Here is a 23138-nt window from a genome sequence, read left to right as displayed (position 1 = left end):
ACCAAGATTGAAACGGCGGCACATCCTGTCCGCGCGGATTGTCGCTGCTTTCAGAGCGCAAAATTGACCGGCCACAAAAGCGGTCAGAGGGTGGCTAGCGCAGGAAGATGACCGCACCTATCTGAAGTCTCGCAACAAGCTGCGCCTTGGCGCGTTTGGGGCTGGTCAGGTCCTTTGCTAGGCTTGAGCGCTCTGACAAGGACCCATACGATTCCATGGCCGTTCCAGCCGACTTCACTTTCGACGAGACGGACGGGCGCAAAACCGTAGCCTTGTCGGGAGACTGGACCGCGCGCGGTCTGTTCGACGCCGGCGCCCGGCTGGCGGACGCCCTGATGGGATCCGATGGCGTCAGCCTCAACCTGGATCAGGTCAACCGTTGCGATACAGCCGGCGCCTTCGCCATCATCAAGGCCGCCGACGGCCGCAAGTCGGCCGGAGCCATCAAGGCCCGCAAGGATATCCTTCGCCTGCTCGAACTGGTGGGTAATGCGATCCAGGTCGAGCCGGAAGTTGCGGCCCGCCCGCATGGCGTCCAGGCGCTGCTCGAGCGCATCGGCCGCGGCATGTTCGGTCTGGCCGATGACGGCTACGGCACCCTGGTGTTTTTGGGTCATCTGCTGACGGCCATCGGGCGCTGCATCATTGACCCCCGTCGCATCCGCTGGGCCCCGATCGTCTCGCTCGCCGAACGCGCAGGCCTCGACGCCATACCGATCGTCATCACCACGACCTTCTTTATCGGCGCCGTGGTGGCGCTGCTCGGCGCCAATATGCTGATAGACTTCGGCGCCCAGGTCTATTCTGTCGAGCTGATCGGCATCTCGGTGCTGCGCGAGTTCAACATTCTCATCACCGCCATCCTGCTGGCCGGCCGGTCGGCGTCGAGTTTCGCGGCGGAACTGGGCTCGATGAAAATGAACCAGGAAATCGACGCCATGCAGGTGATGGGCGTGGATCCCTATGAAGCGCTGGTCCTGCCGCGGTTCGCCGCACTGCTACTGACAATCCCGTTGCTCACCTTCATCGCCACCCTGGCGGGTTTGGCCGGAGGCATGGTCGTGGTCTGGTTCGTGCTGGACCTGTCGCCGGGGTTCTTCCTGCAGCGGATCGTTGAGAATGTCGGGGTCACCCATTTCTGGATTGGGATGTCCAAGGCTCCGGTGATGGCGGCGGTGATCGCGGCCATTGGCTGCCGCCAGGGCATGGAAGTCGGCAACGACGTAGAGTCTCTGGGTCGCAGGGTGACCGCCGCCGTAGTCCACGCCATCTTCGCGATCATCCTGATCGATGCGATCTTCGCGCTGCTCTATATGAAGCTCGACATATGACCCGCCCGCAGACCGAGCAGATCGCGTCCCAGCCGAACGACCAGGCCCACCCGATCGAGGTCAAGGGCCTGGTGTCGCGATTTGGCGAAACGGTGGTTCATGACGGCCTGGACCTGACGGTCCGGCGGGGCGAGGTGCTGGGGGTTGTCGGCGGCTCAGGCTCGGGCAAGTCGGTCTTGCTCAACACCATCATCGGCCTGAAAGCGCCCGACGGCGGGACCGTGAAACTGTTTGGCCATGACATGCGCACGGCGGATCGCCGGCGCTGGTCCTCGGTCGAACGCCGCTGGGGCGTTCTGTTCCAGCAGGGCGCGCTGTTCTCGAACCTGACCGTGCGCGAGAACGTCTCAGCGCCTCTTTTCGAGCACACCCGATTGCCCAAGCGGGAGGTCGAGGAACTGGCCGATCTGAAAATCGCACTCTCCGGCCTGCCGGCCCGCGCCGCGACCCTGAAGCCGGCCGAGCTTTCCGGTGGGATGCGCAAGCGCGCCGCCCTGGCCCGCGCCCTGGCGCTCGATCCGGAACTGCTGTTCCTGGACGAGCCCACAGCGGGTCTTGATCCCATCGGCGCGGCGGACTTTGACGAGCTGATCAAGGACCTGTCCGACAGCCTGGATCTGACGGTGTTCATGATCACCCACGACCTCGACAGCCTGTATGCAATCACTGACCGCGTCGCTGTCATCGCCGACAAGAAGGTGGTGGCTGTGGCGCCGGTGCGGGAACTCGAGAGTCCCGACCAGCCGTGGATGACCGATCATCCATGGATAAAAGAATATTTCCTGGGACCGCGCGGTCGCGCGGCGAGCAGCATGACGACTTCGACCCAGACGATTGCGGCAAGGACCACCTGATGGAAAGAAACGCCAACTACGCCCTGGTCGGCGCGGTCACCTTGGCCCTGTTCATGGGACTGGTGGTTTTCGCGATCTGGCTGGCCAAACTCAGCTTCAATCAGGAATATGATGTCTACGACATCCTGTTCGTGGGTCCCGTCCGTGGCCTGTCTGAAGGTGGTGAAGTCCATTTCAACGGCATCAAGGTCGGCGAGGTCACCAAGATCGCGCTCGACAAGAGTGATCCCAATCGGGTCATCGCGAGAGCCAGAGTCACCTCGGACGTCCCGATCAAGACCGATAGCTTCGCCACGCTGGAGCCGCAGGGCATCACCGGCGTGAACTATGTCCAGATCACCGCCGGCTCGCCCGCCAAGCCGCTGCTGAAGGAAACCGTGAAAAGCGGCAATATCCCGGTGATCCGCAGCCAGCGCAGCGCATTGTCTGATCTGCTGGAGGGCGGTGGCACCGTGCTGACCCGCACCATCGAAGCCCTGGACCGGATCAATCGCGTTCTGTCCGATGACAACGTCAAGACCTTCAGCGCCGCGCTCAGCGACGTCCAGGCGATCACCGCCGAGGCGCGTGAACGCAAGGCGATCATCGCCGACGCCCAAAAGGCTCTGCAGAGTGTCGACGCCACGGCCCAATCGATCGCCGAGCTTTCCAAGTCGACCGAGAACCTCGTCAACGGCGACGGCAAGCGCTCCCTCAGTGAGCTCGCGGACGCCGCGTCGGAGATGAAGGCCGCCGCCAAGGATGCGCGCGGTATGATTTCGAAGCTTGAAGGCCCGACGACCGACTTCGCCAGCACGGGCCTGCCGCAGCTTTCGGCGGCCATCGTCACCCTGCAATCCGCAGCTGAATCTCTGGATCGTCTGGTCAGCGACGTCGAACAAAACCCGCGTGGCGTGATCGGCAAGCCGCCCGCCAAGCAACTGGAGGTCAAGCCGTGAAGTCGCTCCGCCTTATTCCGCGCCTCCTCGCTGTCGCGACGGCCTCTATCGCTCTGGTTGGCTGCGTGAGCCTGCTCCCCAAGACCGATCCCGTCGGCCTCTATCGCTTTGGCGCCAACCCGCCCGCCTCAGCCGAGGGAGCGCCCGGCGCACCGTTTGGTGTGTTCAAGACGGCAACGATCTTCACCCGCGCCGCGGCCGGAGATGGCATGCTCACCTTCACGCGCGGCGAGGCCGCCTACATCGCCGGAGCGCGTTGGGTGTCGCCCGCCAGCATCCTGTTCGATGAAGCCGTCGCCCGCGCCTTCGAAGCGGACTCCGGTCGCGCCCGCCTGATCGGTCGCGGCGAAGTGGCCAAGGCGGATATGATGCTTCGCCTGGAAGTCCGCTCGTTCGAAGTCGACTACGTCAACGGCCCCAAGGCGGCGCCCGAAGTGTTTGTCCAGGTCCGCGCGGTGACCAACCGCAGCCATGATCGGGCTCTGGTGGGGGACCGGATCTTCGAAGCGCGCGTCAAGGCCTCTTCCAATCGTGTGGGCCCCATTGTCGAGGCCTATGACGAGGCGACGAGCCAGACCCTGGCCCAGGTCACCGCCTGGGTCAGCGCGGCAGGCGAAGGCCTCGCCAAGTAGGGACGCGTGGGCGATGGGCCGAGGGGTTAGAGCGCCGAAAGCGGTTCGATGACGTCGCCATAGCCGGCGTGTGGCTGAATCCTCAGCCCCACGCCCTCAACCCAGGGCTCCACCGCGATCAGGGGGCGGGCCAGGGATCGTGCGATCGCCTCGGCGGGACTGGCGCTTTCAGCCAGCAACTGCAGATTCATCCGGGTCGGAAAGATCACCTTCCGCATCCCGGCCGCGGCCATCGTCAGCGCTTCCGCCGGCGCGATCCATTCGGCGTCCACCGCCTCATGTCCGTCGCAGATCGCCTGCTGCGCGCTCGGCGCATGGGCGGCGTAGAACCAGGTGTCGAAACGCTTGGGCATCAGCTTGGGCGTGATCCAGCGCGCGAAGATCGTCAGAGCCGCCAGGTCCAGCTTCAGGCCAAGCTCTTCCACCACATCGATGAACGGCAAACGATCCTCCGCCACGGCGGCCCGGATCTCGACGGCGGCCTCGCCCTGATAGAAGGCGCCGCCAGAGTCCCGCGCAAGCAGGACCCCTGCCTCCTCATAGGCTTCACGAATGGCGGCGATGCGCAGGGCCGCGCCATCCTCCCCCACCGCTTCCCATCCGGTCGCCAGATCGCGCCAGCGCGGATCTTCATCGCCGCCATGGCTCTTGCCGCCCGGAAACACCAGCGCGCCGGCCGCGAAGTCGATCTGATGGTGCCGCTTGACCATCAGCACTTCGAAAGCCGGAACGTCTCGAAGCAGCAGTACGGTGGCCGCCGGACGGATCAAATCGTGAGAAGACTCTGACATCGCGTGAGATTGACCCGGTTCCGCGACCTTGCCCAGACAAGATTCGAACAAGCGTTCACCTCAGGGCGCTGATGCTCAGCCCGTGGCGGCCTGGTTCTGGCGCGCCAGGTGATCGATGCGCTCGAGAAGGTAGTCCGAATCCTCCCGCGAGATCGATTGGGGCGAGGTCAGGAAGCGCTGGATCATGTGCTCCTGAAAGCGTCCGCGATCCTGCGGCCGCCCGTCGAACTCCATGGCGTGGAAGGCGTCGACCCCGACGCGATAGGCCGCATACAGTCGGGTCGGCAGACCGGCGCGCTCGCAGATCGCCTTCAGCCCCAGGGGCCCGGCGTCATGGATCATCAGCCAGGTGCGGTGATGCGGCACACCCGCCAATTCGGCGACGGCCCACTCAAAGAAGCTCATATGGCCGTGGGCCAGGGCCCGCAGCAGCAGCGATGGGGTCAGCCGATCGACACGATTGAGGTGCGCGACGAAGGCCTTGGGATCGGCGGTTCGGCCGGCCTGGTCGACCAGATCGATCGTCGCCCGCTCCTTGGCGCCGACCACCAGTTCCAGCACCCGCTCGGGCGACAGGGCGTGATGGCTGAGAATGTGGTCACGCAGCTGGTCGCCGACCATGTCGATCAGGCGCTCGGTCACCGCCAAAGGCAGGGCCGAGCGATAGGCGACGGCCTGCAGGACCTGCTCGGACTTCGAGAACCGATCCAACGCCTTTTGCAGGGCGAGGTCGGAGAACCGGGCGTTGTCGTTGGCGCAGGCCACCGCCACGGCTTCTTCCGTTCCCGACTCGACCAGAACAGCGGTGACCCGGGTGGAAAGCTTGGGACGTCTGGCGACGGCCATCTGCCGCGCCGCGCCGCCCATACGCACGATCTCGGCCAGGTCGTTGTCGCTGAACACCGGGGAGAAGGTGATGATGGGCAGCGAGATGCTCTCGATGTCACGCGCCAGGCGGTTGGCGACATCGGGCGGCAGGCTGGGCGAGTTCTTCAGCGTCACGGCCATGGCGCGACGCACCAGTTCGGCCGCGTCGGTGGCCATCACCCGGAGGATGTCGTGCGCGACCTGGCGTTCGTCATCGGCCAGCTCAGCACGGTCAATGGTCCGACACAGCTTGTGCGCGGCCAGGGCGCGCTCGTCCGCTGTCGCGCCCTTCACGAGCATCCGAATATCGTTGTTGGTCAGGGCTGCGCGGGTGGTGGCCATGGAGGTTCGCCGAACCAGAGGAAGTCGAGTCAGCCTCTATCATCTCCTGTTAGGCTTAATGATTGTTTGAGCCGCAAACCTGTGGATTAACGATACCCCGTAACCTGGCGAAAACCGTGATGCTCTAGATTGCCCCCTCAACAGCTGAGGAATGCGACCCTTGTTCGCTGAGCGCCGTCAATCTGAGTCTCTGACCCGCGGCGCGAACCTCGCTATGGCGCTCGACGCCCAAACCGCGCTGTTGCCTTACGCGCTTGGGGTTTTCGCGGTCAGTCTGCCGATCTTTATCTGGGTGGGATCGTTCGCCGACAACGCACTCTGGATCGTCGCCAGTCTGGCCGTTTTCGCCATCAACTGGGGGGCCTTCTACGCCGCCGTCAGTTGGCTGCGCGGCGAAACAGCGCAAGACCTTAACCGACGCGCCCGGGTTCAGCTCCTGGGTGGGCTGTTATGGGCGGTCACCGTCATCCAACTGTCGATCTTCGCCAACGCCGCGGGGCCGGTGCGGGAAACCCTGTTGTTGTTGGCCACGGCGGCCGGGGTGATGTGCATCTTCTTCTCCGCCACCTCGCTTCCGGCTTTGCTGGTGACGTCCCCGATCGCCGCCGCGGGGCCGCTGATCGCCCTGTTCTCGCGCGAAGAGAGCCGGCACGCCGGCGTGATGGCTTGGGGCGCGGTCGCCCTGGCCCTGGCCCTGGCCCTGGTGCTCAATCGCATGATCCGGCGGCAGCACGCCCTGGCGGAGGCGCATGATCAGCTGATCGAGGAACGTCTCGCCGTCCTTGACGCGGCCGAACGCACCGCGCGATCGAAATCCGACATTGTCGCCACCCTCAGCCACGAGATCCGCAACGGCCTGACCGGCGTGACCCACGTCCTGGCCGCCGCCGCCGGCAAGGGCGGCCGAGCTGCGCCGTCCCGGGAACAACTGAACGCCGCGCTCGACGCCGCCCACGACCTGATCGCGGTTCTGAACGCCACGCTGGACTCCGAGATCGCGGAGTCTGGCCGTCTCGCCGTCGACACCCTGCCGTTCGAGCCCGTCCGCCTGTTGCGCGACCTCGCCTTGCTGGAGCGCCCGCACGCCATCGCCAAGGGCCTGGAACTGACTGTTCACGTCGACCCCATGCTGGAAGGTCGCGCCGCCGGGGCGGTGCTGGCGGACGCCATGCGAACCCGCCAGATCGTCGCGAACCTGCTGGGCAACGCGGTAAAATACACTGTCCGTGGCCGTATCGAAGTTCGCGTGGAGCGTCGTGGCGACGTGGTGGCCATCGAGGTCGCCGACACCGGTCCGGGTCTCTCCGCCGACGAACTCGATCAGGCCTTTGAGCCCTTCCGCCGGGTGGAGCGCACGGGAGCGGGCGTCAATGGGGCAGGCCTTGGCCTGTCGCTGTCACGGCAACTGGCCCATCTGATGGGCGGGGCGATCGAAGCCAGCAGTGCGGTCGGCGTGGGCAGTTGCTTCACCCTCACCCTGCCGTTCGATGAAACCCTGACCTGCGAGCCGGAAACCGCCGAAGACGCCGCCCAGGGGGCCGAGCCGCCGAGCGCGCCGCGGAGCTTGCGGGTTCTGATCGCCGAAGACGACGCCCTCAACGCCGCCATGCTGCGCGCCATCCTGGAACAACTGGGCCATCAGGTTGTCCACGCCCAGAACGGCCGGCGGGCCGCGGATCTGGCCCGGATCGCCGAGTTCGACCTGCTGATGCTGGACGGCCGCATGCCGATCCTGGATGGCCCCGGCGCGGCCGCCGCCGTGCGGGCGCTGGAAGGCAATAACCGCAACATGCCGATCATCGCCGTGATCGACGGCGACGCCGAAGAAGCCCGGGAATGCATGGACGCCGGCGTCGACATCGTTCTGCGCAAGCCCGTGTCGGTAGCCGGCGTCGCGCGCGCCGTGGCCGACGCGTCGGCCCTGGGTCGCCTGACCGCCTCCGGCCGGGCGGCCGCCTGACTACTCGACCTCAGCCTCCCCCAGGGTAAGCCTTTCAACGGCGCCCCACTTCGCCCACACTCCGCGCAACAAGAAGAATGCGGGAGGATGCGATGCTGGAAGGTCTCCGGGTCGTTGAGCTGGCCACCTATATCGCCGCGCCGGGCGCCGCCGGGATCATGGCCGACTGGGGCGCCGACGTGATCAAGGTGGAGTCCCCCGAAGGCGATCCGATGCGGCGGTTCTTCGACACCATCGCCTCACAGCAGGACGCCAACCCGGTCTTCGAGCTCGACAACCGGGGCAAGCGGGCCGTGGTCCTCGACATCCGCTCCGACGTCGGTCGCGAAGCGCTGAAGGCCCTGGCGGCCACCGCTGATGTCTTCCTGACCAATGTCCGCCCCGGCGCCCTGGCCCGCGCAGGCGTGGACCACGAGACGCTGAGAGCGCTCAATCCGCGCCTGATCTATTGCAGCCTCACGGGCTACGGCCTCCAGGGCCCCGACGCCGACAAGGCCGGCATGGACGTCGCCGCCTTCTGGTCGCGGGCCGGCGTGGGATCGATCACCGCGCCGAAGGGGGCCGAGCCCTTCCCGATCCGCACCGGGATGGGCGACCACGTGACCTCGCTGGCCACCGTCTCGGCGATCCTGGCGGCGGTGTTTGAGCGCCAGACCACCGGCGTCGGACGCCTGGTCGAGACCTCGCTGCTGCGCTCGGGCGTCTATGCCATCGGCGCGGACATGGCCATCCAGCTGCGGTTTGGAAAACTGGCCTCCACCCGTGGTCGGCGCGAGGCGATCCAGCCCCTGGCCAATTTCTTCAAGACCCGGGACGGTCGCTGGATCTGCCTGTTGCCCCGACAGGGCGCGACCGACTGGGCGCGCATCGCCGCCGCCGCCGGCAAGCCCGAACTGGTCGACGATCCGCGTTTCACCTCGGCCAAGTCGCGGCGCGAGCACACTGCCGCCCTGGTCGACCTGCTCGACGCCGGCTTCGGCGCCATGGACTATGACGATGTCGCCGAGGCCCTGGACGCGGGTGACCTGACCTGGGCGCCCTACCAAACCCCGCGCGACCTTGTGGGGGATCCACAGGCCGAAGCGGCCGGTTGCTTCGTCGACACCCCCGACGGCGAGGGTGGGACCTTCAAGGCGCCCGCAGCCCCGGCGCGGTTTCCCGGCGCGCAGGACGGCCCGCGCGGCCCTGCGCCAAGGCTTGGCGCAGACACGGCGGCGGTGTTCCGGGAGTTGGGCTGGTCTGAGGATCGCATTGCGACCCTGACGGCCCCAGAGCAAGGCGGGTGAAATCGGACCTACGCGCGTTGCTCTAGGTTTTTGTTTTCGCATCGTTTTTGCGGAAAACCCGCGTCCACTTTCCGGCACGGTGCTTTAGCGGTTGATCTTGCCGTCCTTGGCCTCGGCCAGGACGCGCAGCATTTCGCTGGAGAACATGGAACTGGCCAGGCGCTGACCCGAACCCGCGCCTGAGCCCCCCCTTGAACCGAACGTGCTGTCGGCGTCCTGCGAGCCGCGCAGGATCAGTTCGACCACGGCTTCCTGTTGGTGCAGGCGCTCCAGGCGACGGCCGCTGGCGTACTGAATGAAGCCTTGATCAACGTCCGCGCCCCGGGACGGCTCCATCGCCCGGCTGGCGCCGCCGGTCTTGGTGAGATTGGCATAGACCTCACCGACGGTGGCCGCACGGCCGCCACGATAGAAGATCGAGCGATTAGCCTGGGCGGCGTCGGGAAACATCGCGGCGGCGCTGGCGCCCGGCGTTTTATTGGCGGCCTCGATCAGGCGCGCCGAGCCCTGCGGACCCAGAAAGTGGGCGGCGTAGAGTTCGCCTGAGGTTGGGGCCCTCCCCACCCTGCCCCGCAGATAGGAGGCATGATCGGAGGCCAGCTCGCCGGCCATCAGGGATGACGCGTGAGGATCCATCTTCAGGGCCAGAACCGCCTTGCGCGCTTCATCGCCCTGGACGTGAAAGCGACCGTCAGCCCCTTGAGAGATCAGATCGGCATAGCGGGCGTAGCCGTACTTGGCGCCGTGCTTCTTCAGCGTCCCCAGCCACGTCTGGTCGACGAACTGGAACAGGCCCGAGGCCGAAGAGGTTCTCGCCTGGGCCGACGGATTATAGCCGCTCTCACGCTTGGCCGTGCCCATCAGAAACGTGAAATCGACCCCCGTCGCGTTGGACGCGCGCTGGATCGCCGACTCGACGACGCTGCGGATGGATTGAACGGCCATGCCCACATGCCTGAACGATCATGGTTAACCAGGTCTTAATCGCACTCGCGCGGGGCTGCCCAGGCTCAACATGTCGCACCCGCCCCCACAGATGAAATTACAGGCGTACAAATTATCGTCGATAGATTACGATTGTCAATTTACAAGCGGCAATGCTCGTGATGCTCTGAACTTACAAACGTAATTGTGAGAAGGGAGATCATCATGGCCATCGCGCTCAATCCCCAAAACCTGGGCCTTCCAGGGCTGAAAGCCGCGCCCCGCAAACTCTCGCGGGTCCTTGCCGGGGCGCTCGGCGCCTCGGCGGCCATCCATGTCGCGCTGATCGCCTATCTGGCCTACACGACCTACGTCACCCCCTTGGCCGTCGCACACGATGAGCCTGTAATCACTCTCGAAAACCCGTGGGTGGAGCCGCCTCCGCCGCCGCCGCCGCCACAAGCGTCGGAACGGCCGCCCTCCAACCCCATCCCGCTGCATCCGCCGGTGTCGACACCCTTCACGCCCCCCGAGATCCTGCCGATCGCGCCGCCTGAAACACCCGCGCAGACGGGGCTGCCCACCGCCCAGACCCTCACCGCCGATCCGCCGTTCTTCGGTCCCCCGGCCCGGCCCACAGCCAAGGTGATCACCCACGCCAACTGGCTGCGCAAACCCTCGGGCGATGACATGGCGCGCTACTATCCCGATGGCGCGGTGCGCCGGGGGATCAGCGGCAGCGCCACGATAAGCTGCGCGGTGGCGGTCAATGGCTCGGTGCGCAACTGCATGATCGTGGATGAGGCGCCGCTGGGCGAAGGCTTTGGCGACGCCGCCCTGAAGCTGTCGCGCTTCTTCCGCATGAGTCCGCAAACCGAAAACGGTCAGGCCATAGATGGCGCGACGGTGCGCATTCCGATCCGCTTTAGCCTGTAGTCGGCTCTCCTTCGCTCAGGCTGGACTTGAAGCGCTGGCCGGGCCCCGCCACGGGACCCGGCCCTTCTTCAGTAACTCTTGGGCAGACCCAGAACGCGTTCGGCGATGAAGTTGAGGATCATCTCGCGGCTGATCGGCGCGATGCGGGCGATCATCGCCTCGCGGAAATAGCGCTCGACGTCGTATTCCTTGGCGTAGCCCATGCCGCCATGGGCCAGCACCGCATTTTCGCAGGCAGTAAAGCCAGCTTCGGCGCCCAGATATTTCGAGGCGTTGGCTTCAGCCCCGCAATCCTGGCCCAGGTCGTAGAGGGCCGCCGCCTTGAAGGCCAGGAGGTTGGCGGCCTCCAGCTCGGCCCAAGACCGCGCCAGGGGGTGGGCCACGCCCTGGTTCTGACCGATCGGCCGGCCGAACACCACGCGTTCCTTGGCGTAGGTCGTGGCCTTGGCCAGGGCCGCGCGGCCCAGACCGATGGCCTCGACAGCGAACAGCACCCGTTCGGGGTTCAGGCCGTGCAGCAGATAGGCAAAGCCCTTGCCCTCCTCGCCGACCAGATCGTCGGCCGGCACGAACAGGTCCTCGATGAAGAGCATGTTACATTCGACGGCCTTGCGGCCCATCTTCGGGATCGGCTTGGCCTCGATCTTTTCGCGATCGGTATAGAACAGGCTCAGACCCTGGGTCGGCTTGGCGCACTGATCCTTGGGCGTGGTCCGGGCGATGATCAGGATCTTGTTGGCGCGCTGGGCGCCGGTCGTCCAGATCTTGCGGCCATTCAGCCGATAGCCGCCATCGACCTTCTCGGCCCGGGTCTCGAGGCTGGAGGTGTCCAGGCCCGAATTGGGCTCGGTCACCGCGAAACACATCTTGTCCTCGCCCGAGATCAGGCGCGGCAGGTGCCTGGCGCGCTGCGCGTCGGTGCCGAATTTCACGATCGGCATCGGGCCAAAGATGTTCAGGTGGATGGCCGAGGCGCCGGAAAAGCCCGCGCCCGACTGCGCCACGGCCTGCATCATCACAGCCGCTTCGGTAAGACCCAGGCCCGCGCCGCCGACCGACTCCGGCATGGCCACACCCAGCCAGCCGCCCTCGGCGATGGCGGCGACAAACTCTTCGGGGAAGATCCCCGTCTCATCGGTGCGGCGCCAGTAGTCATCGTCGAAGCCCGCGCAAAGCTTGGTCACGCCCTCGCGGATCGCTTCCTGTTCCTCGGTCAGCCAAAATCCCGACATCTGTGTTCCCCTGCGCCTGTTATGCCTCGGGCTCTCGATCGAAGCGGCGCGCGTCGAGGCGCGCCGCGTCCGGGCCCGGGTCCTTGTCCGTCAGATAAGCCGCAACCATATCCGCCACAAGCGGAGCCAATAGCCAGCCGTTACGTCGCGCGCCGACCGCCAGCATCACGCCGGGCCGGGCGCTCCAGCCGACCAGCGGCAGCCCATCGGCCGTCGAGGCGCGCACGCCGACCTCGATCCTGGACGCCGCCGCAGCCAGTTCAGGCCGCAAGGCCGTCGCCGCCTTCAACAGGGGCGCCGTCTTGTCGGGTTCCGGGCGCAGGTCGTCCCGGCCCGGTTCCATCGTCGCCCCCACTGCCGGCGAGGCGCCCGGGCAGAGATAGACGCCGGCGCCGCGCACCACGGGTCCGGCGACCTCGCCGCGATCCAGACGCAGGATCTGGCCCTTGATCGGCGTCAGGGCGGCCGTTTCCGGCGCCAGCGCGCCTTCCCGCGCCCCAGCTCCCGTGGCGACCACCAGATCGTCGAATGGCTCGCTCCGGCCGTCAGACAGGGTCAGGGCGCCAGGGCGGAAGTCCTCGACCGAGACCGTTTCGAAGCGCACGCCCAGTCCGACCGCCGCCTTGCGCAGTCGCGCCAGGCTGTCGCGGGCGTCCAGGCGCCAGTCCTCGCCCAGGACGATGGCCCCATCCGGATCGCGCCCCCCGGACTGCCCCAGGGCGCGCCACCGCGCCTCGATCTCGGCCAGCCAGCCCCCGTCCCCCTCAATGCGAACGCCATCCTTCAGGATCTCGATAGCCAGCCCCTCGACAAAGGCCGGCCAGAGATCGCGCGCTCGTCGCAGCAGGGGCAGATGGGGCGCTGAAATCGGGTCGAAAAGGGCTTCACTGGCCGGGGCCAGCATGCCGGCCGCAACGCCAGAGGCGTTGTCCCCGGGCGCTGCGGGGTCGAAGACCGTCACCGACAAGCCGGCGCGCGCCAGAGCCAGAGCGGTCGCCGAGCCGAAGGCGCCGGCGCCGGCCACCGCGATGCGCACGCCTGACAAAGTTCCCATGCGGCGCAAACACCTCCCGAGCCCCCAAAGGTCAAGCCCCTTAAGGAACGGAAGTCGGGCGAGGGCTTTTCAGTATGCCGCCCATTAACGCAGCATGGCGTCGCGAAGGTGACTATAACGTCATGTTTGGGCTATCTTGGCTTGTCCAGCTTCGCCGCTCTCCCTTAAGGAGGCATGGTCCGCGTTGCCGGAAGGAATGATTAGGCATGAATGACAAGCCCGCCATCGACCCGACTCACCCTGTTGATTTGTACGTCGGCGCTCGCCTGAGAATTCGGCGGAAAGTCATGGGGCTGAGCCAGACGCAAGTGGCCGACGCCTTGGGCATCACGTTCCAGCAAATTCAGAAGTACGAGCGCGGCGCGAACAGAATCAGCGCGTCGAAGCTGTACGACGCCGCGCGCCTTCTGCAGGCGCCGGTCTCCTATTTCTTCGAAGGCCTCGATGAGACCGATGGCGGCAACGAAGATGGTTTCGCCCAGCGCATGACCGAATTTGTCTCGACCCCCGAAGGCCTGGAACTGGCCGCTCTGTTTCCCCGGATTGATGACCGACGCGTCCGCCGGCGGGTTGTCGACCTTGTTCGGGCCATGGTCGACGACGAGCCGAGCTGACCCGATCCTGCCGCGCCGGTCCTGGCGCCTTAGTCGAACGCCATGCGCAGCCCGAGTCGCGCCGTTCGAGGGCTGGCGAAACCCACCACGCCGGTGGCTGTGCTTGAGACGGCGACCTCCGCGTTGAACAGGTTATCGGCGGCGAGATAGGCGGTCAGCCCCCGTCTCAGACGCCAATCGACGCGGGTTGCAACCGTCACGCCCGCCTCCAGCACCCGGCTGTTGAGGTCATCCTCGAACCGCTTGCTCTCCCAGGTCAGATTGGCGTCGAGACTCAGGCGATCGGAGACCCGCCATCGCGCGCCGGCGGTCGCGCTCCAGATCGGCGCCTGCGCAGGGCGCTTCCCCGTCAGTTGGGGCGCCGACGTCCCGCCGTCGACGCGGGCGTCCGTGCCCGACACCGCCAGTTGCAGGTCGACCGTCGATCCCAGCTTGCGGGTCGCGCGCGCCTCCAGACCACGGGCGTTGATCCTTCCGGTATTGCGCCGTTCGCGCAATACGCCCCCGGCCGGCACGAAGCCGGCGCGCGGAAAAGTCCCCGGTCCAACGCCGATCGTGACATTGGCGATCGGATCCTCGATGCGGTTCCAGAAGATCGTGGCCTCGACGAGATGGGCTGCGCCCTGGCTGGACAGGCCCGTCTCGATTCCGAAGAGCCGCTCGGGCCGCAGGGCGGCGTTGGCCTCGGTGATGTCATTGCCCACGCGAAAGGGTCGATGCAGCTCGTTCAGCGTGGGCGGCCGAAAGCCGCTATAGGTCGCCAGTCTCAGGGCGCGGCCGGCGCCAAGATCGCGGCGCGCGCCAAACCGGCCGGTCACCACCTGGCCATCGCGATCGACCGGCCGATCCTCCAGCAGCACCGCCCCCGAAGCGAGATCGCGCTCCAGCCGCAACCCGCCGCTCGACGTCCAGCGATCCAGCCTCAAGCCCCCGGTCAGCAACCACGGGTCAGACGTCCAGGCGCCTTCAACATAGGCGCCCGCCACAGAGGTTTCCCCGCCGGCGCGACGATCGCGGGTGAAGGCGTTGGCCATGTAGCGGAAATGCTCGCGCACCTCGCCGTCAGCGAAACGGGCGTCGACACCGACCTCGCCCTCAAACCTCGGCGAGGCCCAGCGCAGGGCCGCATTGACCCCCTTGCCGGTTGCGGGCGTAGCGTACTGTTCATTGGCCGGGGTCGTCGTCTGGCGATCAGCAGCGACGGCGGCGGACGTGTTGGAGAGATCGCTCTCGCGCCGCCAGGCCTGCAGCCGCCAGCCCAGGCCCGTCTCCGTCGGGGAGCGGGCCAGGGTGGCGCTGATCGAGGATCCCGTCGCCTGGGACCGGGCCCCCTCCAGGCCAGACCCCCGCGCGTCGCGATAGCCGCCCACGCGCAGGGACAGATCAGCGTCGCCGAGGGGCGCGTCGAGACGCAGGCTGGCCGCGCGCGTATCCAGATCGATCGGCTGATCCGCCGCGCCTCGCGCCGCGCCGCGCACCGGGGTGTAGCCATCGCCGCGCTCATAGACCCCGCTGGCGAAAAGCCGCGCGCGACCGATCTGGGTTCCCCCTGCGGCCGAGGCGCGCGTCGTGGCGAACGTCCCGATCGAGAGGTCAGCGGCGGCGCCCTCATCGCGTTCTCGCAGGGCGATGACCCCCGTCAGCGCGCCCGCGCCATAGGGGCCCGCGCCCGCGCCGCGCACGATGTCCGCGCCGTCCAGGGCTTCGGGCGCCAACTGCGACCAGATCACCCAGCCGCCGAAGGGGTCATTCAACGGCGCGCCATCCAGTAGAACCAGGGTCCGGCCGGCGCCCGAGGGCGCAATGGCCCGCAGGCTGATTCCCTGGGTCGTCGGATTGGCTGACAGGCTGGAGGTGCGGCGAAACAGCGAGACGCCCGGCGTCCGGCTCAGCACCTCGTCGACCCGCGTTGCGCCGGCCAGATCGGCCTGGGTCAGCCGTACGATCGAGAAGGCGGCCTCTCCCCGCAAAGGCGGAAGGCGGGCCGCCGTCACCAAGATCGGAGCGACGGCAACAGGGGGCGCGGGGGGAACGTCAGGCGGCATTACGGCAAGGTCTCGCGGCGATTTACAGGTTCAAGAGTCGCAACGTCGCTGACCCTAGAGAGGTTCGGCGGAGCCTACGACCTGATGCGCGACTTAAAGCCTCCCAGAACGCGGAACCGGGACCCCGTGAGCGCGGTTTGAGTCCGGGGCCCGATTTCCGGGCCCGATTTGGGACAAACCGGTCATGCGTATCGCTCAGGTCTCACCCCTCTATGAGGCTGTCCCCCCCAAGCTCTATGGCGGCACAGAACGCGTTGTCGCTCATCTGACTGACGCCCTCGTTGAACTGGGCCATGACGTCACCCTTTTCGCCAGCGCCGAAGCCCAGACCAAGGCCAAGCTGGTTGCGGTCAGGGACCAGGCCATTCGGCTGGACCCCGCCCCTTTGAAGTCCGACCTGGCGGCGCACATGACCCTGCTGCTGGAAGTGCGGGATCGGGCTGACGATTTCGACATCCTCCATTTCCACACCGACATGCTGCATTTCGGCCTGTTCTCCGACATGGCCGACAAGACCCTGACCACCCTGCACGGCCGGTTGGACCTGAAGGACCTGGCCGGCCTTTATCGCCGCTATCCGGAGTTTGGCCTGATCTCGATCTCGGATTCCCAGCGCCGCCCCCTGCCCTACGCCAACTGGGTCGGCACAGTGCTGCATGGCATCCACGCCGACAGCCGGGTGCATCGTCCCGAAGGCGAAGGTTATCTGGCCTTCCTGGGTCGCATCTCGCCGGAAAAAGGTCCCGAGCGGGCCATCGCCATCGCGCGCAAGGTCGGCCGCCGCCTGAAAATCGCCGCCAAGGTCGACCAGGCCGACATCGCCTACTTCCACGAGGTGGTCGAACCCCTGTTGTCGGATCCTCTGGTCGAGTTCGTGGGAGAGATCGGCGACCAGGACAAGGCCCGGTTCCTGGGAGGGGCAGACGCCCTGCTGTTCCCGATCGATTGGCCCGAACCCTTCGGCCTGGTGATGATCGAGGCCATGGCGGCCGGCGCGCCTGTCATCGCCTATGATCGCGGCTCGGTGCGGGAGGTCATCGAAGACGGTCTGACGGGCTTCATCGTCAATAGCGAGGACGAAGCCGCAGAGGCCATCGGCCGCCTGCCCAGCCTCAACCGCCGCGCAATCCGCGACAGGTTCGATCTGAAGTTCTCCGCCACCGCCATGGCCCAACGCTATCTGAGCATCTACCAGCAGATGATCGAGACGAACCCTGCAGATCTAGACCTCGCGCGGAGCGCCTGATCCCTGCAATGCAAATGATGGACAACGCCGCGCCTGTTCCTGCCGCTCTGGCGGATCCTGAGAAGCCGGGTGAACCTCGCCCGCCCTCTCCGCTCTACGCGCTGAAGGACTACGACACCTTTCTTGTCGCCGACGCCTTTGGCGATATCGGCGGCGTCGGCGACGGTTTCTTCCGCGACGACACCCGGGTTCTCTCGCGCTTCAGGTTGACCCTGGGCGGCGAGGCGCCGTCGCATCTGAGCTCGTCGGTGTCGCAGGACAACGTCTTCTTCAATTGCCACGCCACCAACCAGAACCTTCCGCTTTTGGGGGCCGCCGCCGCACCGCACGGAACCATCCATCTGGAGCGCAAACGTTTCCTTTGGGACCAGCGCTGCTACGAGCGCATGACCTTCAAGAACTACAGTCGCGACCTGGTTATCCTGCCGGTCAGTCTGGAGTTCGAGGCCGACTTCAACGACATGTTCGAGGTGCGAGGCAGCAAGCGCGGCGCCCGCGGCGTGCGCAAGACCCCCGTGGCGGAAGGGCGCTCGGTTGTCTTCAGCTATACCGGCCTGGACGAAGTCGAGCGCAGCGGCGTCATCAGCTTCTCCGAACCGCCTGGACGCCTGTCGCCGTCGCGGGCTGATTTCCTGTTCATGCTGGCCGCAGACGATTGTTTCGAGCTGTATATCGAGATCGGCCCGACCCTGGCCCATCCGCCCACCCGCGAGCGCTGGCGAAGCGCGGCGGCGCGGGCCAAGCTCAGCATGCGCCAGCGCATACGGCGCGGCGCGCGGCTGCACAGCTCTGGCCGGCTGTTCAATGAATGGCTGCAGAAGTCCCGCGCCGACCTCGCCCTGCTGACCACCGAGCTCGATACCGGCCCCTACCCCTATGCCGGTATCCCGTGGTTTTCGACGCCGTTTGGCCGCGACGCCATCATCACCGCCTGGCAGGTGTTGTGGATCCAGCCTGATCTGGCGCGCGGGGTTTTGGCCTATCTGGCCAAGTATCAGGCTTTCGAAGTCTCGGCCTTCCAGGACAGCGAGCCGGGCAAGATCATGCACGAAACCCGCCGCGGCGAGATGACCGCCCTGGGTGAACTTCCATTTGGCCGCTACTACGGCGGCGTCGACACCACACCGCTGTTTGTCGGCTTGGCTTGCGCCTATGCCGAACGCACGGGCGATATGGCCTTTGTCGACGCCCTCTGGCCCAACCTGACCAAGGCGATCGACTGGATCGAGCAGTTCGGCGACAGCGACGGGGACGGGCTGATCGACTATGCGCGGGGCGCGGCGAGCGGTCTGTCGAACCAGAACTGGAAGGACAGCGAAGACAGCGTCTTTCATGCCGATGGCAAGTTTCCGACCGGGCCGATCGCCGTCGTTGAGGTGCAGGGTTACGCCTATGCCGCGTTCAAGGGCATGGCCGACCTGGCCAAGCGTCGCGGCGACGCCGCCAGCGCCTTGCGCTGGCGCAAGCGCGCCAGGACCTTGCGCCAGACTGTCGAGGATCGCTTCTGGATGGAGGATCAAGGTTTCTACGCCATGGCCATCGACGGCGCGGGCAAGCCTTGTCGCGTCAAGGGCAGCAATCCCGGCCACCTGCTCTTTTCAGGCCTGCCCAGCCCGGAGCGCGCCCAGCGCGTCACCGAGACCCTGCTGGGCTCCTCCTTCAACGCAGGCTGGGGTCTCAGAACCTTGGCCGTCGGCGAGCCGCGCTTCAATCCGATGTCCTACCACAACGGCTCGATCTGGCCGCATGACACGGGCCTCTGCGTCCTGGGCATGGCGCGCTATGGCGAACGGCACGGCGTCGTCCGGATGCTGGCGGGACTGTTCGAAACGGCGACCCATTTCCAGATGCGCCTGCCCGAACTGTTTTGCGGCTTTTCGCGGGCCGTCGGCGAGCCGCCGGTGGCCTATCCGGTGGCATGCCTGCCTCAGGCCTGGGCCGCCGGTTCCGTGTTCATGATGCTGCAGGCGTGCCTGGGCGTCACGATCAATGGCTGGAAGGGTCGCATCCAGCTTGCCGATCCGCGCCTGCCGATCGGCGTTGACCGTCTGGACATCGACAGCATCGTGCTAGGCGACAAGATCATCGACATCCGACTGACCCGTTCAGGCTTGAAGACCCGCGCCCGAATCGACACCAACGCCGCGCCGCGTGGCGGCCGCTCCCGTGCGCCGCTCTAGAGCCGGGGCCCAGCGCGAAAAACGTCTCGCGGGTTAAGGGCAGGCGCGGCAATGAGACGCGATCAAGCGCGGTAAAAATGGTTCTGGACTGACCCAACGTCGCCGGACGTCTGATCCGTTCGCCAGTCGCCTCGACGCGCTTGGTTGAACACGTCTGGAGGACGCTCAATGCCCGAAGCTCTCATCATCGACGCCTGCCGCACGCCGCGCGGCATAGGCAAGGTCGGCAAGGGCGCGCTTGCCGATTTCCATCCCCAGCATCTGGCCGCCACGGTGCTGCGCGCCCTGGCCGATCGCAACGGGATCAATACCGCCCAGGTCGACGACATCATCTGGGGCACCAGCACCCAGCGCGGCAAGCAGGGCGGCGATCTGGGCCGCATGGCGGCCCTGGACGCGGGCTATGACGTCAAGGCCAGCGGCATGACCCTGGACCGCTTCTGTGGCTCGGGGATCACCACCGTGAGCCTCGCCGCCGCCTCGATCATGTCGGGCATGGAAGACCTGGTGATCGCGGGCGGGACCGAGATGATGTCCTACACCGCCGCCACCGCCGATCGCACGTCGATTGGCCTGCTCGATTCCGGCAATGAACGACTTCGAGCGCGTCACCCCCAGACCCACCAGGGCGTCTGCGCCGACGCGATCGCCACCCTGGAAGGCATCTCGCGCCAGGCCCTCGACGAACTGGCCGTGGTCAGCCAGCAGCGGGCCGACCAGGCTATCCGCGAGGGCCGGTTCGACCGCGCTCTGGTGCCGGTGCTCCGTGACGACGGGTCGGTGGCGCTGGACCGCGAAGAGTTCCCCCGTCCCCAGACGACGCTGGAGAGCCTGTCGCAACTGAAGGCCTCGTTCGAGATGATGGCCGGCGTGCCGATCGACGACAGCGGCATGACCCTGGGTGGCCTGATCAACCAGGTCTATCCGGATCTGAAGATCAATCACGTGCACCATGCCGGCAACTCCTCTGGCGTCGTCGATGGCGCTGCGGCGGTGCTGCTGGCCTCCCCCGCCTATGCGGCGGCCCATGGCCTGAAGCCGCGGGCGCGGGTGGTGGCCATGGCCAATATGGGCGACAGCCCGACCCTGATGCTCAACGCACCGGTTCCGGCGGCGCGCAAGGTGCTGGCCAAGGCCGGACTGACGGTCGACGACATCGACCTTTGGGAGATCAATGAGGCCTTCGCGGTCGTGGCCGAGAAGTTCATCCGCGACCTCAAACTGGACCGCGACAAGGTCAATGTGAACGGCGGCGCCATGGCCCTGGGCCACCCCATCGGCGCGACGGGCTCCATCCTGATCGGCACCCTGCTCGACGAACTGGAACGCCGCGACCTGAGGCGTGGGTTGGTGACCATGTGCGCGGCCGGCGGCATGGCGCCGGCGATCATCATTGAACGGCTCTGATCTCGACAGGATCGCGACAGCGGCGCAACGAAAAGGGCCCGGCTTTCGCCGGGCCCTTTTTAGTCTCTAACGATGGTACCGCCTCTCAGGCTTGAACTGAGGACCTCCGGTTCCACAAACCGGCGCTCTAACCAACTGAGCTAAGGCGGCGCATCGCGAGGGAGTGTCTTTAGTCGGACGCGCGAGCCGGATCAAGCATCGAAACACGCCCTTTGCACAGGAAAACGCCCCGGAGCGTAAACTCCAGGGCGTTCCTGACTTTTCCGGTCGATCCAGGTCCTAACGCGGAACCTGGAAGACGATCGGGATCGTGATGGCGCCGCCATCGATGGGCGCGCCATCGAGGGTTTTCGGCTTCATCCGGAAGAGGCGCGACAGCTTCAGAGCCGCATCGCCAAAACCGTAGTCGGCAGGGTTCTCGGAGACCACAGAGCAGCCTTCCAGCGTCCCTTTGGCCGTCACCGAGCAGGAGATCGTCGCCCTGCCGTTGACTTCCATCCGTTGCGCACGGTCCGGGTAGTACCGGGCCATGTCGTCCCCATTGGGCTTGCGGGCCCAGTCAGGACGGGTGATCACCGAGGCCCGGGCCGGCGGGTTCGTAGGAACCGGCGGTACGGGGGAGATCACCGGCGGCGCCGTCGATTCAATCCGCTTTTCAACGGGCGGGATCGGCAGCGGCGGCGGCGGCGCGATGTCCGGCGGCGGCGCGATAGGCGGACGCGGCTGGACCACTGCCGGCGGAGGCGGAGGCTCATTGGTCGGAGGCGGCGGCGGAGGAGGCGGCGGCGGCGGCGGCGGCGGGGGCGGAAGCTCCACGTCCACTGCGTCGTCCGAATACTCCCTCAGCACCGACTCGAATTTCTGCTTCGCCAGATACGCAAACAGAAGTCCGTGAAAACCAGCCACGACGATCAGGGCGATACCAAAAGTACCAACACCCTTCTTGCGCCGCGGTCCATCGGAGGTGAGCGGATCGTAGTGGCGATGCTCAGGCGTTTGTTGTTCAGCCATGCACCACCCCTAGCTATTCGCGTCCTTGCCAATCAGAGCAACACTGTAGAAGCCGTTATCCTGGAGGGTGTTCATAACCTCCATGAAAGCTCCGTATCGTGTCTTCTCATCGGCTCGGATGTAGATGCGCTCCTTGGTTGGATCGCGTCTGCCAATCGACCTCGTGATATCCTGTCCCATTTCGTCAACCGTTGTCGGGTTGTCGCCAATGAAGACCTGACCAGAAGCCTTAATCGAAATGTACACCGGCTTTGGCGGGCTGGTCGATGGAATCGCGACCGCCGGCGGCAGGTTCACTTCGACCGACACAGAGGCGAGCGGAGCCGCCACCATGAAGATGATCAGGAGAACCAGCATGACGTCCACGAAGGGCGTTACATTGATCTCGCTGTTCTGTTCGACGTTAAACCTGTCGCCCCCACCGCCTGAGAGTTTGGCGGCCATTGATCTTACGCCCCTTTGTCGAGCTGACGCGAGATGGCGTTCAACAGTTCAGCAACGAAGCCTTCCGAACGCGTGCCGTAGCCGGAGATGCGGGTCTGGAAGTAGTTGTAGAAGATAACGGCCGGGATAGCGGCGAACAGACCGATACCGGTGGCGAGCAGCGCTTCGGCGATACCGGGAGCGACGACGGCCAGGTTGGTCGTGTTGGTGTTCGCGATGTTGATGAACGAGGTCATGATCCCGTAAACGGTGCCGAACAGACCGATAAACGGACCGGCCGAACCGACCGAGGCCAGGAACACCATGCCGCCGGCCAAACGCTTGGCCAGCGAGGCTTGCACCGCGTTGATCGCGTAGGTCGCCCGGCTGATGGTCGAGTCACGGTGCTCGCCGGTGACGGCCAGACCAGCTTGACGCGACAGCTCGACTTCTTGCGACGCCGCGGCGGCCATATCGGCCAGCGGGTTGCCTTCGAACTCTTCCGACGAGCTGATGCGCAGGATGTCAGCGATCGAGCGAGCGCCCCGGAAGGCTTCCAGGAACTTGTCCGATTGCTTGTTCAGCGCGCCAAACTCAAACAGCTTGGTGAGCAGCAGAACCCACGAGAACACGGACGAGAGGATCAGGCCGATCATCACGACCTTAACGACCGCGCCGGCGGCGAGGAACATGCCGACCGGGGTCAGCGAGTGGGACTTCATCTTTTCGGTGGCTTCAACACCGGCGTCCACGGGCTCAGCAGCCGGGGCCGGGGCGGCAGCGGCGTCAGCCGGAGCAGCAGCGCTTTCAGCAGCAGCCGGGGCGGGAGCCGCGGCGTCCTGAGCGAAAGCGGGAGCGCTTACCATCAGCGCCATGGCGCCAACGAGAGCGATGAGGGGGGTCTTCCGTTTAATGTCGAGCATCTGTCGCCAGTTCCTGATTGGTCTAGCACGTTTGGACCGAGGGTCGTCGCGCGAGAGCGTGTCTACCCTAACTCTGAATAGTCCCCCAAGGAGGTCGATTTCTCTTCCCACCCGGCGGACCCGCTTCGCTGCGCTCGACCCG

The 23138-nt window shown here is 66.1% G+C and carries 20 protein-coding genes and 1 tRNA gene; 11 read left to right on the top strand and 10 right to left on the bottom strand.

What is annotated here, in order from left to right:
• Positions 1–215 precede the first annotated feature (215 nt).
• From ACW18B_RS09635 to ACW18B_RS09620, 4 genes are all read left to right on the top strand, one after another.
• A complete protein-coding gene (locus ACW18B_RS09635; RefSeq protein WP_492051390.1) occupies positions 216–1331 on the top strand; it encodes an ABC transporter permease in 1116 nt (371 codons plus the stop codon).
• Positions 1328–2185 carry an ABC transporter ATP-binding protein gene (locus ACW18B_RS09630; RefSeq protein WP_492051389.1) on the top strand — a complete coding sequence of 286 codons (858 nt, stop codon included), beginning with the start codon at positions 1328–1330 and terminating at the stop codon, positions 2183–2185. The genes ACW18B_RS09635 and ACW18B_RS09630 overlap by 4 nt, the downstream gene beginning before the upstream one ends.
• The gene (locus ACW18B_RS09625) at positions 2185–3123 is read left to right on the top strand and encodes an MlaD family protein (protein WP_492051387.1); all 939 of its coding nucleotides are present in this window, start codon (positions 2185–2187) and stop codon (positions 3121–3123) included. Before ACW18B_RS09630 ends, ACW18B_RS09625 begins: the two co-directional genes overlap by 1 nt.
• A 65-nt stretch (positions 3124–3188) precedes the next feature.
• On the top strand, positions 3189–3755 hold the full coding sequence (locus ACW18B_RS09620) for an ABC-type transport auxiliary lipoprotein family protein (RefSeq protein WP_492051386.1): 567 nt from the start codon (positions 3189–3191) through the stop codon (positions 3753–3755).
• 26 nt (positions 3756–3781) lie between these two features.
• Here ACW18B_RS09620 and ACW18B_RS09615 read toward each other — a convergent pair whose 3' ends face one another.
• Entirely contained in the window at positions 3782–4546 is a 765-nt protein-coding gene (locus ACW18B_RS09615; RefSeq protein ID WP_492051384.1) for an NUDIX hydrolase, read from the bottom strand.
• Between the two features lie 75 nt (positions 4547–4621).
• On the bottom strand, positions 4622–5755 hold the full coding sequence (gene spbR / locus ACW18B_RS09610) for a pole-localized protein SpbR (protein WP_492051382.1): 1134 nt from the start codon (positions 5753–5755) through the stop codon (positions 4622–4624).
• A gap of 160 nt (positions 5756–5915) precedes the next feature.
• Between spbR and ACW18B_RS09605 the strand changes: the two genes are divergently transcribed.
• On the top strand, positions 5916–7715 hold the full coding sequence (locus ACW18B_RS09605; RefSeq protein ID WP_492051381.1) for an ATP-binding protein: 1800 nt from the start codon (positions 5916–5918) through the stop codon (positions 7713–7715).
• 92 nt (positions 7716–7807) lie between these two features.
• A complete protein-coding gene (locus ACW18B_RS09600) occupies positions 7808–9001 on the top strand; it encodes a CaiB/BaiF CoA transferase family protein (RefSeq protein WP_492051379.1) in 1194 nt (397 codons plus the stop codon).
• An 84-nt stretch (positions 9002–9085) separates the two neighbouring features.
• On the opposite strand, the gene ACW18B_RS09595 is transcribed toward ACW18B_RS09600, so the two are convergent.
• Entirely contained in the window at positions 9086–9946 is an 861-nt protein-coding gene (locus tag ACW18B_RS09595; protein WP_492051377.1) for a transglycosylase SLT domain-containing protein, read from the bottom strand.
• A gap of 204 nt (positions 9947–10150) precedes the next feature.
• Here ACW18B_RS09595 and ACW18B_RS09590 point away from each other — a divergent pair, with 204 nt between their 5' ends.
• Positions 10151–10861, top strand: coding sequence for an energy transducer TonB family protein (locus ACW18B_RS09590; protein ID WP_492051375.1), 711 nt, complete (start codon positions 10151–10153; stop codon positions 10859–10861).
• A 68-nt stretch (positions 10862–10929) separates the two neighbouring features.
• Here ACW18B_RS09590 and ACW18B_RS09585 read toward each other — a convergent pair whose 3' ends face one another.
• Complete coding sequence (locus ACW18B_RS09585; RefSeq protein ID WP_492051373.1) at positions 10930–12093, bottom strand: acyl-CoA dehydrogenase family protein; 1164 nt, start codon at positions 12091–12093, stop codon at positions 10930–10932.
• Positions 12094–12112: 19 nt separating this feature from the next.
• Positions 12113–13147, bottom strand: coding sequence for an NAD(P)/FAD-dependent oxidoreductase (locus ACW18B_RS09580; protein WP_492051372.1), 1035 nt, complete (start codon positions 13145–13147; stop codon positions 12113–12115).
• A 206-nt stretch (positions 13148–13353) separates the two neighbouring features.
• On the opposite strand from ACW18B_RS09580, the gene ACW18B_RS09575 reads away from it, so the two are divergent.
• Positions 13354–13761, top strand: coding sequence for a helix-turn-helix domain-containing protein (locus tag ACW18B_RS09575; RefSeq protein ID WP_492051370.1), 408 nt, complete (start codon positions 13354–13356; stop codon positions 13759–13761).
• Between the two features lie 29 nt (positions 13762–13790).
• Here ACW18B_RS09575 and ACW18B_RS09570 read toward each other — a convergent pair whose 3' ends face one another.
• Positions 13791–15806: a TonB-dependent receptor gene (locus tag ACW18B_RS09570; RefSeq protein ID WP_492051369.1), complete on the bottom strand. Its 2016-nt coding sequence runs from the start codon at positions 15804–15806 to the stop codon at positions 13791–13793.
• 184 nt (positions 15807–15990) lie between these two features.
• Here ACW18B_RS09570 and ACW18B_RS09565 point away from each other — a divergent pair, with 184 nt between their 5' ends.
• The 3 genes from ACW18B_RS09565 to ACW18B_RS09555 all read left to right on the top strand — a co-directional run bounded on the left by ACW18B_RS09565 (position 15991) and on the right by ACW18B_RS09555 (position 20639).
• Complete coding sequence (locus ACW18B_RS09565; protein WP_492051368.1) at positions 15991–17052, top strand: glycosyltransferase family 4 protein; 1062 nt, start codon at positions 15991–15993, stop codon at positions 17050–17052.
• An 8-nt stretch (positions 17053–17060) separates the two neighbouring features.
• Entirely contained in the window at positions 17061–19232 is a 2172-nt protein-coding gene (locus tag ACW18B_RS09560) for an amylo-alpha-1,6-glucosidase (RefSeq protein WP_492051366.1), read from the top strand.
• 168 nt (positions 19233–19400) lie between these two features.
• Entirely contained in the window at positions 19401–20639 is a 1239-nt protein-coding gene (locus tag ACW18B_RS09555; RefSeq protein ID WP_492051365.1) for an acetyl-CoA C-acetyltransferase, read from the top strand.
• A 73-nt stretch (positions 20640–20712) separates the two neighbouring features.
• Here ACW18B_RS09555 and ACW18B_RS09550 read toward each other — a convergent pair.
• From ACW18B_RS09550 to ACW18B_RS09535, 4 genes are all read right to left on the bottom strand, one after another.
• A tRNA-His gene (locus ACW18B_RS09550) sits at positions 20713–20789 on the bottom strand.
• A gap of 129 nt (positions 20790–20918) precedes the next feature.
• Positions 20919–21650, bottom strand: coding sequence for an energy transducer TonB (locus ACW18B_RS09545; protein ID WP_492051363.1), 732 nt, complete (start codon positions 21648–21650; stop codon positions 20919–20921).
• Between the two features lie 9 nt (positions 21651–21659).
• Positions 21660–22094, bottom strand: coding sequence for a biopolymer transporter ExbD (locus ACW18B_RS09540; RefSeq protein WP_492051361.1), 435 nt, complete (start codon positions 22092–22094; stop codon positions 21660–21662).
• Between the two features lie 5 nt (positions 22095–22099).
• Complete coding sequence (locus ACW18B_RS09535) at positions 22100–22996, bottom strand: MotA/TolQ/ExbB proton channel family protein (RefSeq protein WP_492051359.1); 897 nt, start codon at positions 22994–22996, stop codon at positions 22100–22102.
• Between the last annotated feature and the right edge of the window lie 142 nt (positions 22997–23138).

The organism is Caulobacter sp. FV2ps19, assembly GCF_058681035.1.
Note: the sequence above shows the minus strand (reverse complement) of the source record. Positions and strands in the feature narration are given on the sequence as shown.

Coding starts and splice junctions, on each gene's coding strand:
- ACW18B_RS09635 (WP_492051390.1), top strand. CDS start 216: ATGGCCGTTCCAGCCGACTTCACTTTCGACGAGACGGACGGGCGCAAA.
- ACW18B_RS09570 (WP_492051369.1), bottom strand. CDS start 15,806: ATGCCGCCTGACGTTCCCCCCGCGCCCCCTGTTGCCGTCGCTCCGATC.
- ACW18B_RS09600 (WP_492051379.1), top strand. CDS start 7,808: ATGCTGGAAGGTCTCCGGGTCGTTGAGCTGGCCACCTATATCGCCGCG.
- ACW18B_RS09545 (WP_492051363.1), bottom strand. CDS start 21,650: ATGGCTGAACAACAAACGCCTGAGCATCGCCACTACGATCCGCTCACC.
- ACW18B_RS09560 (WP_492051366.1), top strand. CDS start 17,061: ATGCAAATGATGGACAACGCCGCGCCTGTTCCTGCCGCTCTGGCGGAT.
- ACW18B_RS09585 (WP_492051373.1), bottom strand. CDS start 12,093: ATGTCGGGATTTTGGCTGACCGAGGAACAGGAAGCGATCCGCGAGGGC.
- ACW18B_RS09555 (WP_492051365.1), top strand. CDS start 19,401: ATGCCCGAAGCTCTCATCATCGACGCCTGCCGCACGCCGCGCGGCATA.
- ACW18B_RS09615 (WP_492051384.1), bottom strand. CDS start 4,546: ATGTCAGAGTCTTCTCACGATTTGATCCGTCCGGCGGCCACCGTACTG.
- ACW18B_RS09535 (WP_492051359.1), bottom strand. CDS start 22,996: ATGCTCGACATTAAACGGAAGACCCCCCTCATCGCTCTCGTTGGCGCC.
- ACW18B_RS09540 (WP_492051361.1), bottom strand. CDS start 22,094: ATGGCCGCCAAACTCTCAGGCGGTGGGGGCGACAGGTTTAACGTCGAA.
- ACW18B_RS09575 (WP_492051370.1), top strand. CDS start 13,354: ATGAATGACAAGCCCGCCATCGACCCGACTCACCCTGTTGATTTGTAC.
- ACW18B_RS09625 (WP_492051387.1), top strand. CDS start 2,185: ATGGAAAGAAACGCCAACTACGCCCTGGTCGGCGCGGTCACCTTGGCC.
- ACW18B_RS09590 (WP_492051375.1), top strand. CDS start 10,151: ATGGCCATCGCGCTCAATCCCCAAAACCTGGGCCTTCCAGGGCTGAAA.
- ACW18B_RS09565 (WP_492051368.1), top strand. CDS start 15,991: ATGCGTATCGCTCAGGTCTCACCCCTCTATGAGGCTGTCCCCCCCAAG.
- spbR (WP_492051382.1), bottom strand. CDS start 5,755: ATGGCCACCACCCGCGCAGCCCTGACCAACAACGATATTCGGATGCTC.
- ACW18B_RS09595 (WP_492051377.1), bottom strand. CDS start 9,946: ATGGCCGTTCAATCCATCCGCAGCGTCGTCGAGTCGGCGATCCAGCGC.
- ACW18B_RS09630 (WP_492051389.1), top strand. CDS start 1,328: ATGACCCGCCCGCAGACCGAGCAGATCGCGTCCCAGCCGAACGACCAG.
- ACW18B_RS09580 (WP_492051372.1), bottom strand. CDS start 13,147: ATGGGAACTTTGTCAGGCGTGCGCATCGCGGTGGCCGGCGCCGGCGCC.